9 protein-coding genes are annotated in these 12,900 nt (G+C 58.2%); 2 read left to right on the top strand and 7 right to left on the bottom strand.

Translation table 11 applies throughout. The features are described from left to right. Positions 1–45: 45 nt before the first annotated feature. Together argS and ABOK31_RS06105 are read right to left on the bottom strand one after the other, a co-directional pair. On the bottom strand, positions 46–1,806 hold the full coding sequence (gene argS, locus ABOK31_RS06110) for an arginine--tRNA ligase (RefSeq protein WP_174174584.1): 1,761 nt from the start codon (positions 1,804–1,806) through the stop codon (positions 46–48). Between the two features lie 56 nt (positions 1,807–1,862). Then, entirely contained in the window at positions 1,863–3,080 is a 1,218-nt protein-coding gene (locus tag ABOK31_RS06105; protein ID WP_174174583.1) for a deoxyguanosinetriphosphate triphosphohydrolase, read from the bottom strand. 305 nt (positions 3,081–3,385) lie between these two features. Here ABOK31_RS06105 and erpA point away from each other — a divergent pair, with 305 nt between their 5' ends. After that, the gene (gene erpA, locus ABOK31_RS06100) at positions 3,386–3,718 is read left to right on the top strand and encodes an iron-sulfur cluster insertion protein ErpA (RefSeq protein ID WP_069611967.1); all 333 of its coding nucleotides are present in this window, start codon (positions 3,386–3,388) and stop codon (positions 3,716–3,718) included. 129 nt (positions 3,719–3,847) lie between these two features. Continuing rightward, positions 3,848–4,639, top strand: coding sequence for an exodeoxyribonuclease III (gene xth / locus ABOK31_RS06095; RefSeq protein ID WP_349958161.1), 792 nt, complete (start codon positions 3,848–3,850; stop codon positions 4,637–4,639). A gap of 68 nt (positions 4,640–4,707) precedes the next feature. Here the strand turns inward: xth and exoR are convergent, their stop codons facing one another. From exoR to ABOK31_RS06070, 5 genes are all read right to left on the bottom strand, one after another. After that, positions 4,708–5,511, bottom strand: a complete 804-nt coding sequence (gene exoR, locus ABOK31_RS06090) for an exopolysaccharide production regulator ExoR (protein ID WP_174174580.1) — start codon at positions 5,509–5,511, stop codon at positions 4,708–4,710. A 683-nt stretch (positions 5,512–6,194) separates the two neighbouring features. Next, positions 6,195–7,454 (bottom strand): OmpP1/FadL family transporter, encoded by a 1,260-nt coding sequence (locus tag ABOK31_RS06085; protein WP_174174578.1) that lies wholly within the window; start codon positions 7,452–7,454, stop codon positions 6,195–6,197. A gap of 510 nt (positions 7,455–7,964) precedes the next feature. Further along, positions 7,965–10,808, bottom strand: a complete 2,844-nt coding sequence (locus tag ABOK31_RS06080) for a valine--tRNA ligase (RefSeq protein WP_174174576.1) — start codon at positions 10,806–10,808, stop codon at positions 7,965–7,967. A 122-nt stretch (positions 10,809–10,930) separates the two neighbouring features. Then, positions 10,931–11,830, bottom strand: coding sequence for a DUF2497 domain-containing protein (locus ABOK31_RS06075; protein ID WP_349958160.1), 900 nt, complete (start codon positions 11,828–11,830; stop codon positions 10,931–10,933). Positions 11,831–12,070: 240 nt separating this feature from the next. Next, the gene (locus ABOK31_RS06070) at positions 12,071–12,721 is read right to left on the bottom strand and encodes a protein-L-isoaspartate O-methyltransferase (RefSeq protein WP_174174573.1); all 651 of its coding nucleotides are present in this window, start codon (positions 12,719–12,721) and stop codon (positions 12,071–12,073) included. Positions 12,722–12,900: the final 179 nt, after the last annotated feature.

Below are 12,900 nucleotides of genomic sequence, written 5' to 3'. Positions count from 1 at the left end.
AAACACTACAGTTAATGCCAGCGCAATGTGGGTAAATGGTGACGTTTATCGCATTTCGTCCGGTGCTGCGGTCCCGGTTATACCAAGACCCGACTTCAAAACCGACGCGACAGCGTACACCAGCCCAAGTCTGGCAATGCTCAATTCTCGGTTCTTATCGTTAACAAAACGTAATTCCGGTAAATCTTTACCTTTATTCCAGTGTCCATGGAAGGAACTGGCCAAATCGTAAAGATAAAAAGCGATGCGATGCGGCTCTTGAGACTGTGCTGCAGCTTCGATGATTCGCGGGAATTCCGCAATCTTTGCAACCAGCTGCAATTCGGCCGGATCGGAGATCGCGCCAAGCACAGCCTTCGACAGATCGAGCGAGGCGATATCGAGATCCGGGAAGGCTTCCTTAGCCTGACGGAAGACCGACATGCAGCGGGCATGCGCATACTGCACGTAAAAGACCGGGTTGTCCTTCGACTGCTCGGTGACCTTGGCGAAATCGAAGTCCAAAGGCTCGGAATTCTTCCGGTAAAGCATCATGAAGCGCACCGAATCGCGGCCGACTTCATCGACGACTTCGCGCAAGGTGACGAAATCACCCGAGCGCTTCGACATCTTCACCGGTTCGCCATTTCGATACAGCTTGACGAGCTGGCACAGGAGCACGGTCAGCTTCGCCGCTCCGTCCGAAACGCCACGCGCGACCGCCTCGAGCCGCTTGACGTAGCCGCCATGGTCGGCACCGAGAATGTAGATCATCTCGTTGAAACCGCGGTCGAACTTGTTCTTGAAGTAAGCAACGTCGGCGGCGAAATAAGTATAGGAACCGTCGGACTTGATCAGCGGGCGATCGATATCGTCACCCACTTCCGTCGAACGGAAAAGCGTCTGCTCGCGATCCTCCCAGTCTTCCGGCAGCTGTCCCTTCGGTGGCGGCAGCGCGCCCTTGTAGACATAGCCCTTGAAGGTCAGATCATTGATCGCGGTGCGGATCAGCGCCGCGCCGTTGGCATGCAGGGTACGCTCGGAGAAGAACACGTCGTGATGAACGTTGAGCGCCTCCAGATCTTCCTTGATCATCGCCATCATCGCGTCGATAGCCCGATCCTTGATGATCGGAAGCCACTGATCTTCCGGCATGCCGCGCAGCTTGGTGCCGAACTCCTTGGCGAGTGCTTCGCCGACGGGAACGAGATAGTCACCGGGATAGAGGCCTGGCGGTATCTCGCCGACCTGTTCGCCCAGCGCTTCGCGGTAACGGATGAAGACCGAGCGCGCCAGCACGTCGATCTGCGAGCCAGCGTCGTTGATGTAATATTCCTTGGTAACCTCGTAGCCGGAGAAGGCCAGCAGGTTCGCCAGCGCATCGCCGACGACGGCGCCGCGGCAATGGCCGACATGCATCGGCCCGGTCGGGTTGGCCGAGACATACTCGACGTTGACCTTCTGCCCCTCACCAAGCTTGGAGCGGCCAAACTTCTCGCCCTCGGAAATCATCGTCGACAGCAGGCGCTGCCAGTAGCCGACCGAAAGACGGATATTGATGAAACCAGGGCCGGCAACCGAAACTTCGGCGACGTCGGCATCTTCCTTCAACTTCGCGACGATGATTTCGGCAAGCGCGCGCGGATTGGTGCCCAGCGGCTTGGACAGTACCATGGCCGCATTGGTGGCGACATCGCCATGGCTGGCATCTCGCGGCGGCTCCACTCCCACACGTCCGAAGTCGACTTCCGATCGCTTTTCTCTTACAATATCAATTTGTTCGAGAGCGTTCTTAATTCTTACTTCGAAGTCGGTGAAAAGGTTCATGATATCGTCCATGCATTAGCTTCGGCGAGCCGCTATCAGCCCGACGCCGCCGCTGCCTACCGCAAATCGGGAGTCTGGTCAAACAGGCGCTTGTGGGCACTGATGGCATAGGTGTCCGTCATGCCGGCCAGATAGTCGCCGACATGCCTCGCTTTGGGAGCGATTGCGAGCCCGGCGATATGATCCACCCAATAGTGGCTCTGCATCTCCTTGGGATTTTCCATATAGGCATGGAAGAGGTCCGTGACGATCTTTGCGGCACCGGCACGGATGCGCATGATGTCGGGGTGACGGTAGATGCGCCTGAACAGCATCTGTTTGATCAGCTTGTCGGTCTCGGCCATTTCAGGCGAGAATGTCGCGACGATGCGGCCAGCTCCACGGATATCGGCGACGTTGCCCGGCTTGATTTCGGCGAGCGCCTGCTGCGAAACGGCGATGACATCCTCCACCATGCGGGTAATCTGCCGGCGCATGATCTCGTGCGTGAAGCGGCTCGCCTCCAGATGCGGGTAGCGCGCCCTCACCTCGGCCATCAAACCCGCGAGGAAGGGCACCTCCTCCAGCATGTCGAACGTCAGATAGCCGGAGCGCAGACCATCGTCGATATCGTGCGTGTTGTAGGCGATATCATCGGCGATCGCCGCGACCTGGGCCTCCAGGCTGGCATAGGAAGCGATTTCGAGATCGTGGATCTCGCAATAATCGAGGATCGGCTGTGGCACAGGCCCGCGAATGCCCTTGCCGTCCGGCGTCATCAGCGGGCCATTATGCTTGACCAGACCTTCCAGCGTCTCCCAGGTCAGATTGAGGCCATCGAAATCGGCATAGCGACGCTCGAGCTTCGTGACGATGCGCAAGGATTGGGCGTTGTGGTCGAAGCCACCATAGGGCAGCAGCACCTCATGCAGCGCATCCTCGCCCGTATGACCGAAAGGCGTGTGGCCGAAATCGTGAACCAGCGCTACGCCTTCCGCCAAGTCCTCGTCGAGTTTAAGGGCACGTGCCAATGCGCGGGCAATCTGCGCCACCTCGATCGTATGCGTCAGTCGGGTGCGATAGTGATCGCCATCCTGGGCGATGAAGACCTGCGTCTTATGCTTCAATCGCCGGAAGGCGGTCGTGTGGACGATCCGGTCGCGGTCGCGCTGGAATTCAGAGCGTGTCGGGCTCGATCCTTCTTCGTAGAGCCTTCCACGCGATTCCGAGGGATTTGTTGCATAGGCTGCCTTTTCCCCATACCCGAAACCCAATGCATGCGTATCAATCGTCATTATCAATCCATTCCAGCATTTGACTCCCGCACCGCCATCAGCGCGACAGCCGCTTCCCTGCAATCGGTCCCTCGCCTTGCCCGGCGATGCGGACTGCTGTCCGCTCTTCGTATATACCAGCCCATTGACGTCGCTTTGCGGCCTTCATACCTATAGACAAGAAACAGCAAAACGGTGTGTGGCTCAACTACGAAACCATGCTGTCACCGGCCTGACTTTCATGATAAAGGCTACGGATATCAGCCGTTTGAAAGTTTGACGGCTTATTGGTTCTCTCCGGATCTTGACCCCGGCAGGAGGAAGATATGACTGAGACAAGTGTTACCCTATCGGACGCCGCAGCCAAGCGAATCGCCGCCATCGTCGGCGCGGACGCCGGAAAGCGCGCATTGCGCGTCGCTGTCGAAGGCGGCGGCTGCTCGGGTTTTTCCTATAAATTCGACCTCGTCGAAGGTCCCGAAGATGACGATATCGTCGTCGAAAAGGATAATGCCACCGTGCTGATCGATCAGTTGTCGCTGGTCTACATGGCAGGCTCCGAGATCGATTTCGTCGATAACCTGCTTGGACAATCCTTTCAGATCAAGAATCCGAATGCGGTCGCAAGCTGTGGCTGCGGCACGAGTTTTGCCATCTGATCCCTACCCGCTTTTTCCACAGCTTGATGACCGGCTCGGAGCCCATGCTCCGGGCCGGTTCTCATTTGGGCTGTAGTCAAGCCGGACGGCTGCGGATACAACAAGCCGAAGCAAAGGAATGAGCCGCCCATGAAAATCGCCACCTGGAACATCAACGGTGTCAAAGCGCGTATCGAGAACCTCTGCCAGTGGCTGAAGGATTCGAACCCGGATATCGTCTGCCTGCAAGAGATCAAAACGGTCGACGAAGGCTTTCCCAGGCTGGAGATCGAGGCGCTCGGCTACCACGTCGAGACGCACGGGCAGAAAGGCTTCAACGGTGTTGCGATTCTCTCCAAGACCAAGCCCGACGAAGTGACCCGTGGCCTGCCCGGCGACGATAGCGATGAGCAGGCCCGCTTCATCGAAGCGGTGTTTTCGATCGAAGGGCACGGCGCGCTACGTGTCTGCTGCCTCTATCTGCCGAATGGCAATCCGGTCGATACGGAGAAATATCCGTACAAGCTTGCCTGGATGGAGCGCCTGCGTAAGTTCGCATCGACCCGCCTGGCATTGGAAGAACCGCTGATCCTCGCTGGCGACTACAACGTCATCCCGGAGCCGTATGACTGCTTCGACCCGAAGGTTTGGGAGAACGATGCCCTCTTCCTGCCGCAGACGCGCCAGTCCTTCCGTCAGCTCGAGCATCTAGGCTTTACCGATGCGGTGCGCGCGACGACCGATGCAATCAAGCTTTACTCATTCTGGGATTATCAGGCTGGCGCATGGCCTAAAAACAACGGCATCCGCATCGACCACCTGATGCTGTCGCCGGAGGCTGCAGACCGGCTCACCTCGACGGCGATCGAAAAGCATGTGCGCGCTTGGGAAAAGCCCTCGGACCATGTGCCTGTAATCGCGCATCTTGATTTCAGCCATTAAGACCGGGTGCTTAACACACCGGGATCCAGGCACCGGCGCCGCCATGGCGGCGCTGCGATCAAAGCCAATCAGTCGGAGCCGGCAACGTCAAGCTGATGCGCCATGGAGACCGCCACACGGCGGTCGTTCTCGTTGGCGATGGAGAAGGCCTGCTCCTGCATGTCTTCCATCCAGCTGCAGTCCTTCGGCTTGCACTTGTCGAGCGCTGCGGTCATGAATGCCAGGCCGCGGATCGATTGACCTTCCTGGAACAGGATATTGCCGAATACGGCCATGGCGCCCGGATGGCCGCTCTTGCGCGCCTGGTTCAGCCATTTCTTGGCCTGCTGAACATTGGTGGCGCCGCCCTCGCCTGACAGCATCATCTGCGCCAGCTGGAACTGCGCCTCTGGAACGCCGAAGGTCGATGCGACCTGGAAATAGAGCTGCCGGGCCTGGTTGAGGTCGATCTTCACCGGGCTGTTGGGGATGCCGCTCTTGTAGTAGCTCGCGAGCGCCAACAGTGCATTGATGAAGAAGCCGGTGTCTTCCGAGCCCGGTTCCACTCCCTGCTGGGCGATCTCGCTGTAAATCTTGAAGGCTTCGAAATCGTTCTGTGCCACGCCGTCGCCATCGGCATACATATTGGCCAAGGCCCAGCGTGAGCCGGTATGGCCTTTCTCGGCGGCGTAGCGATAGGCTTCAACCGCCTCTTCCTTCTGTCCGTTCTTGTAGGCCTTGAAACCGAACTTGAAGAGATCGAACGGACCTGATTCCTTGGTGACGCCGGCATTGATATCGAATGCCTTGGCTTGACCCGCCAGCACCACCGCGGTGGCAAGGGACAGGCTGAGCATCATGACTCTCGCTGATATGAACTCGGACTTAAACATAACAGTCGATTTCTTTCGCTCCATTCGGACCTGTCGCGGCACTTGCATAAACGCCGTCAGCTTCACGAATGTTTTCCCTGATGGCGCACGAGACTGGATCGTCCTTCGAGAAGGCAGTTCCTGTGACATCCAACCGATGCTGTTTGCCACAATTGCGAGCATAGCTTGCAATTATGTCCAAACCAGCATTTGTGCGGCCGCTATCGCTTCCCACCATCAAAGGCACGCTCTCATTCGCTTTCCGATGACGGAGTCCAAAGATCGGCCGTCTAACGATTTCCCTTGGCAGACAGCGAGTTTTCGGCTGCGTCGGAAACATCACTGCTCCGATCCCGGATTGTTGCTTATGCCAAAGTGGAAGTTCACCCATCGACCGCTTACGCACTTTCTACAAGGCTTGCCCCTGTGCCCACGTAATCGCTGCTCCCCATTTGTGGCGGGAAATGGACAAATTGTAATCTGATCACGTGGCTGCAATGTCTTGAAATAGAGTGTTGCTAATTCGTCACAAAGATTTTATCGGACTTGAGATTTCTTTAACCATAAATCGGGCAAAAGATGCGGTTTGCACTCCGCTTTTTGCCGATCAGACAAAGAAACGTCGCGAGACTTGGAAGAGCTCGCGACGTTGATGATAAGGTGAAGGATCAGTCAATAAGCTCCTTCAATTCAATGGTTTATCGTCAGAAGCTGACTTTCACCGATGTCTGAAGAGCAGCGACCAAGTCATTGCCGAAGCTATAGGTCGCATCATTGCCGTAGACGACACCACCGCGTGTGACCGGTCCGGATTTTCCTGATGTCATGAGGCCGAGAGCACCGCCGAAATTGAACTGAACATGCTCTGTCGCCTTGTAGGCGACGCCCGCACCGAGGGTCCACGTGTCGGAATTCATACCATAGCCGTCGCTCGTACCGCGATCCCAGGTCAGGCTGACGGCGCCGCTCCACTTATCGTTGAACTTGTGTCCGACACCGCCAGTGATCGTCCAACCGTCCTTGTACAGCAGGTCAAGCGAGGTGAGCTCGGTGGGGCCATTGGCGCGGCAGGATATGCTGCGAGTGGAGCTCGGGCAGAGCGCGATGCTTTGCAGGATGCTCCAGTTTGTCCACTTGACCGAACCGAAGGCGAGCCAGTCCGGCGCGATACCGGTCTGTACTTTCCACTCCAGAGAATCAGGAGCATCGGCCGAGCCGAAAACGGACGTCACCTTGCCACCGAAGCCAGGGACAACAGGCGGCGGTACTTCGGTCAAGTCGACGCTACCCTTCAGGTTGTCGTATTTGACCCGGCTGTTGTAGACGAGGCTCGTGCGGAACGCATATTCCGGGATTTCGTAGGCGATACCGGCGCGCCAGCCCCAGCCATGACCGTCGATGTCAAGCGAACCCATGCCATTGTAAACGGCGGAAATCGGGGCCGGCGTGTCGTAGACCAGGCGCGACTTGTAACCGCTGACTTCCTGGTAGAAGCCGCCGCCGATCAGGCGCAACTGGCCCGGACCCGCATCGAACTTGTACGAGCAAGTGGCCGAATAGTTGTTCGTGCGAACCTTGACTTCAGTTTCGTTGTTGGCGCCGGCCCAGTTTACACCTTCGTTGAGGTGGCCGCCGAACGGCTGCGAATAGTCGGCCATGCAGTCAAGATCATCGGTGATACCGATCTTGAAGGCGGCATAAGGAATGGCGTAATTTTCCGACGCGTCCGTCGAACGGCTGCGGTTATTGAGATTGCCGTCAGCTGGATTGATGTCCTTGGCATTCTTCAATTTGCGGTCCGGCATCACATAAGTAACACCCGAGTCGAAAACATAACGGCCCTTATCGAAAAGCAGATCGATGTCGTAGCCGCCGCGATCAAGGCCGCCCGCAAAGGCAGCGCTCGCGAAAGATGAGCTGATGACGAGTGTGACTGCGCCCCTCAGCGCAATAGAAAATGCCATTGTATCTCCCCCACAGGTGCATTCATTTGTTTGATTGTTGCGATGATCGCGTGAATTGGCAATGTGCCGCTCGGGAGCACCAACTATGAAAGAGAGCAATTTATTTACGTAAGAAAACGAACGCCGCCTTGGAAAATCCACCGCTGTAGGTAATTTTTTCTTTCGAAATAGCATTTTAGGCCCCTGATAGATTCTCATTCTTCGCAGCAACAATTCTGTTACAATATGACAACAGTTTTGCTTTTCGAGCGTGTCCGACAACTTTAGGGGTAATCTGTTTCGCCTGTGCGAAACTGGCGGCGGATCTGGGGCTTTCGATCCAGTCAATCCCCATCGAATCGAGGGAATAAACAAAAAGGCACGCGGAGAACACCGCGTGCCTTTTTTCGATCCCAGATATCTACTTCCTCAAGCGAATCACGATTTCTCGGCTTCGCTTCTTGCGCTTTTCACCCTCGATCGGGCACATGCCGTTGTCGCAGACCACGGCATGGTTTTGCGCGGTATGCCTTAGCCGGCTTCGCTCACCCGGGCCAGCGCCACCTTGAGGCTCGACTGCTGCCCCTCGAGCTCGCCGAGGCGCTCGCGCTCGGCGGCGACCACGTCCGGATTGGCATTGGCAACGAACTTCTCGTTCGAGAGCTTGCCGGCAATGCGGGCGATCTCCTGATCGTTCTTGGCGATCGCCTTTTCGAGACGCGCCGTCTCGGCAGAGAGATCGATGAGGCTGCCGAGCGGCAGGCAAACGGTCGCCTCGCCTACGACGATCTGAGCGGCACCCTTCGGTGCTGTATCGGCAAGCGAAATCGCCTCCACACGCGCCAGCCGCTTGATGGCGGCATCATGACGGAAGAGGCGCTCGCGCGTCAGGCTATTGGCATCGACAACGACCAATGGCGCCGTTGCAGCCGGCGGCACGTTCATTTCCGAACGAACGGAGCGAATGCCGGAGACCAGATCGATCAGCCAGTTGATTTCATCGGCGGCGACGTTATCGGCATAGGACGGTGCCGGCCAATCCGCATGGCAGATCAGGCCTTCGCGCTCCTGACCATCGCCCGCCGTGTGCGCCCAGAGCTCTTCCGTCATGAAGGGCATGAACGGATGCAGCAGCTTGTAGGTCTCTTCGAGAACATAAGCGGCGCAGGATTGAGCCTCCGCCTTGGCATTCTCGTCTTCGCCGCTGAAGATCGGCTTCAGCAATTCGAGATACCAGTCGCAGAACTGGTTCCAGATGAAGCGGTAGAGAGCGCCGGCGGCATCGTTGAAGCGGAAGCTTTCCAGCGCCTCGGTGACGTCACGCTCCGCACGCGCCAGCTCCGTCAGGATCCAGCGGTTGACGGTAAGCTCGGCGGCTTCCGGCACGAAATGCGGGTCGCTCTTGGCGCCGTTCATTTCGGCAAAGCGCGTGGCGTTCCAGAGCTTGGTGCCGAAGTTGCGATAGCCGGCGATGCGGGCGGGATCGAGCTTCACGTCGCGACCCTGCGCGGCCATGATCGCCAGCGTGAAACGCAGCGAATCGGCACCGTATTGGTCGATCAGTTCAAGCGGATCGATGACGTTGCCCTTGGACTTCGACATCTTCTGCCCGTTCTTGTCGCGCACCAGGGCATGAATATAGACCGTGCTGAACGGCTCGACGGAATTGCCGTTCTCATCCTTCATGAAGTGCAGGCCCATCTGCATCATGCGAACGACCCAGAACGGGATGATATCGAAGCCGGTAACGAGGAGATTCGTCGGATAGTAGCGCGCCAGTTCCGGCGTCTCGTCCGGCCAGCCGAGCGTCGAGAACGGCCAGAGTGCGGATGAGAACCAGGTATCGAGCACGTCTTCATCGCGCGTCAGGATTTCGCCGGGCTTGAAGTTCTCCAGCAGGTCCTCGACATAGGCCTTCATCGGGCCTTCATGCGAAAGATAGTGCTGGATCGCCGCCTGCAGCGCTTCCTCTTCGGATTTTTCGACAAAGACCTGCCCATCCGGACCATACCATGCCGGGATCTGATGACCCCACCAGAGCTGACGGGAGATGCACCACGGCTCGATGTTTTCAAGCCAGTTGAAATAGGTGTTTTCCCAGTTCCTGGGCACGAACTTGGTTCTGCCCTCGCGGACGGATTCCAGCGCCGGCTGTCCCAACGTCTTGTTGTCGACGAACCACTGTTCCGTCAGGCGCGGCTCGATCGGCACGCCGCCACGATCGCCATGCGGCACGGCATGCGTATGCGGCTCGATCTTGTCGAGCAGACCCGCCTCTTCGAAGATGCGGACGATGATCTTGCGCGCCTCCAAGCGGTCCTTGCCTTCCAGCTCGTCCCAGGCGCCATGCAGCGCTGCGGGATTATCGAGGCCCTCGAGGAAATCCTCGTTCTCCTTGATGTTGATGGAGGCATCGACGTTCATGACGTTGATGGCACGCAGTCCCGTTCGCTTGCCGACTTCGAAGTCGTTGAAATCATGCGCAGGCGTGATTTTCACCGCGCCGGTGCCGGCGGTCGGATCGGCGTAGGAATCGGCGACGATCGGAATGCGACGACCGACGATCGGCAGAATGACATGCTTGCCGACGATGCCGCGATAACGCTCGTCTTCCGGATTTACCGCAATACCGGTATCGCCAAGCATCGTTTCCGGGCGCGTCGTCGCGACGACAATATAGTCCCGAGTTTCGAATTCGGTCGGCTTGCCTTCCTCATCGAAGGCAATCGGATATTGATAGGTAACGCCGGGCTCCAGCGGATAGCGCAGGTGCCAGAGATTGCCCTTCACCTCATGCTGCTCGACCTCCATATCGGAGATTGCCGTCAGCAGTTTCGGGTCCCAATTGACGAGGCGCTTGTCCTTGTAGATCAGGCCTTCCTTGTAGAGCGTGACGAAGACTTCGAGAACGGCCTTTGACAGGCCCTCGTCCATGGTGAAGCGCTCGCGCGACCAATCGCAGGACGCGCCGAGGCGTTTCAGCTGGTTGAAGATCAAGCCACCCGATTCAGCCTTCCATTCCCAGATCTTCTCGATGAAGGCCTCGCGGCCCATCTTGCGGCGATCCGGCTGCTGGCGTTCGGCGAGACGACGCTCGACGACCATCTGCGTGGCGATGCCGGCATGGTCCATGCCCGGCTGCCAGAGAACGTCCTTGCCGCGCATGCGCTCGAAACGCACCATGATGTCCTGCAGCGTGTTGTTCAGTGCATGACCCATGTGCAGCGAACCGGTCACGTTCGGCGGCGGGATGACGATGGTGAAGGTTTCCGCGCCTGGCTTAGCGTTCGCGCCGGCGCGAAAGGCGTCGGCCTCATCCCATTTTTGGGCGATCTTCGGTTCGACGGTGGCGGAATCATATGTTTTGTCGAGCATTTTATGACCGGATCTAGAGGATTGGGTGATGCGGGTTGTAAATAGGATGGCCGTGGGCAAGTCAATAAAAAAGCCGCCCCGGAGCCCGGAGCGGCGGATCGTCTACCCGAAGCTCAGGCTTGTCAGCGGCGCGGGCCGCGGGCCACTCGCTCGATTTCCTCGCGCACGAGGCGCTCGACAAGCGTCGGCAAGTTGTCGTCGAGCCATTCCTGCAGCATGGGGCGCAGCATCTCCTGGGCAAGCTCATCAAGAGAGCGGCGCGGGCCACCATCGACGATCGCTGCGAGCTCTTCGAACGAACGGCTAACCTGCGCACCGGCTGCCTCGGACATCAGCGGCGATACCGATACGGCCTGGCCCTGCAGCACGGACGCTTCCGTTTCCGCGGCAACGACTGACGGTTCCGGCGCCTGGAAAATCGGGGCCTCGACCGGTGCGACCAACTGAGGTGCGGGAGCAACAGCCATCGGCCTCGACTCTTCCATTTCAGGCTCAATCCGGACTTCGGCGACGGCCTGCATAGCGGGCGAAGCGGCCGGCGCCGGGATATCGGCAACGGCATGTCGCAGCGCAACGTCGGCAACCGGCTCGACACGGGCTTCAGTGACATCAACTTCGGCAAGGCGCGCGGCCATGGCCGGCGGCAGCTCGCGCGGCTGCGGCGGTTCGCGGCCGGCATTCAGCAAGGCGGCGGTATTGCGCTCTGAAGCGGCGCGGACGCGGGCGGCGACATCAGCCAGTGACAGGCCGCGACCGGCACCTTCCGGCTCGGCAACCGGCATCTGCGAGTTTGCCGCAACGAAACGAGGATCCTGTTCGGCGGCACGGGCGCGATCAGCGGCAGCAAACTCTTCGTCAACGGTCAGTTGAATATCGTCGGCGCGCATGCCGGAGCCGGCAAAATGCGTCGCGGGGATCGGCTTGGCGCCTACGGGGTCGTTGCTTTCGATGATCCTGCGGATCGACGCCAGGATCTCTTCCATGGACGGTTCACGCACTACATTTGGCTGAGCCATATTCATCCCCGTTTTCCCATATTCAGCGACCGGAAACTCGCCAGGCGGCACCCGAATCAGGGCCACCCTAGATGACTGTCTTCGGGAAAAAAATCACCTGGAAAGCACTAAACCCGGTGATGCACAGTTTTGTTACGATCACGACGAATCGCTCTGCTAAGCACGATTCTGCCACAGGCGGCGACAATAAAAAACAGGCGCACAAAGGCGCCTGTCGCAAGCTCAAAAAGCAGGTCGTTCAGGAAATCAGAATACGAATTCCTTGGCCTTGGCAAAGCCCGGAAGCGGCTTGATCGATGCGTTGAAGAAGACGTTTTCCGAGAAGGCGCCACGTTCACGCATGAAAACGGTCGCGCGGGCGGCATGGCCATAGCCGATGACGGTGATCAGGCGGCCATCTTCGCCGAGCTGGTCAAGCAGGCCCTGTGGCAACTGCTCGATCGAGCCATTGAGGAAAATCACATCATAGGGTGCGTTGCCGGCATGACCCTTTTCAAGGTCGCCGCCAACAACGGTCACGTTGTCGTAGCCAAACGCGGCAAGATTGGCCTTTGCCTGAGCCGCAAGCTCCTCGTTGGATTCAAGTGCGATAACCTTGCCGGCAACCAGCGACAGGACGGCGGAGACATAACCCGTGCCACAGCCGACATCGAGAACCTTGTCGTCCTTGGTGATAGCGCCGAGCTGCAGCAACTTTGCGAGCGGCGAGGCTTCCATGAGGAAACGCCCGGGAGCAACCTCGATATCGCAATCGACATAGGCCAGGAGCTTCGACTTCTCCGGCACGAAATTTTCGCGCGGTACGGCGAAAAACGCATTCAACACGGAATGGGAGGTGACATCCGTCGTCCGGATCTGGTTCTCGACCATCTTCACGCGCGCTGCTTCGAAATCCATCTTATCCTCTTGCGCCCTTGGTGCCCGAACGGGCTGGCTCTACTTTCTGTTACGCGTGTCTTAATCGCCTGACGCTACGCTTTCAAGGCATTGCGGTAACAGGCGCCGAGATTCATGACCAAGCGTCGCCGACGAACAACAATCGATGCCCTTAAATGCCAGCTGGCGGTTTCCGGCAT

This window comes from Rhizobium sp. ZPR4 (assembly GCF_040215725.1).
Lineage (GTDB): Bacteria > Pseudomonadota > Alphaproteobacteria > Rhizobiales > Rhizobiaceae > Rhizobium > Rhizobium rhizogenes_D.
The sequence above is the reverse complement of the archived record's forward strand: the minus strand, read 5'-3'. Positions and strand labels throughout refer to the sequence as shown.

Excerpts from the sequence above, each read along its gene's own strand:
- argS (WP_174174584.1), bottom strand. The coding sequence starts at position 1,806 with ATGAACCTTTTCACCGACTTCGAAGTAAGAATTAAGAACGCTCTCGAA.
- ABOK31_RS06105 (WP_174174583.1), bottom strand. The coding sequence starts at position 3,080 with ATGACGATTGATACGCATGCATTGGGTTTCGGGTATGGGGAAAAGGCA.
- erpA (WP_069611967.1), top strand. The coding sequence starts at position 3,386 with ATGACTGAGACAAGTGTTACCCTATCGGACGCCGCAGCCAAGCGAATC.
- xth (WP_349958161.1), top strand. The coding sequence starts at position 3,848 with ATGAAAATCGCCACCTGGAACATCAACGGTGTCAAAGCGCGTATCGAG.
- exoR (WP_174174580.1), bottom strand. The coding sequence starts at position 5,511 with ATGTTTAAGTCCGAGTTCATATCAGCGAGAGTCATGATGCTCAGCCTG.
- ABOK31_RS06085 (WP_174174578.1), bottom strand. The coding sequence starts at position 7,454 with ATGGCATTTTCTATTGCGCTGAGGGGCGCAGTCACACTCGTCATCAGC.
- ABOK31_RS06080 (WP_174174576.1), bottom strand. The coding sequence starts at position 10,808 with ATGCTCGACAAAACATATGATTCCGCCACCGTCGAACCGAAGATCGCC.
- ABOK31_RS06075 (WP_349958160.1), bottom strand. The coding sequence starts at position 11,830 with ATGAATATGGCTCAGCCAAATGTAGTGCGTGAACCGTCCATGGAAGAG.
- ABOK31_RS06070 (WP_174174573.1), bottom strand. The coding sequence starts at position 12,721 with ATGGATTTCGAAGCAGCGCGCGTGAAGATGGTCGAGAACCAGATCCGG.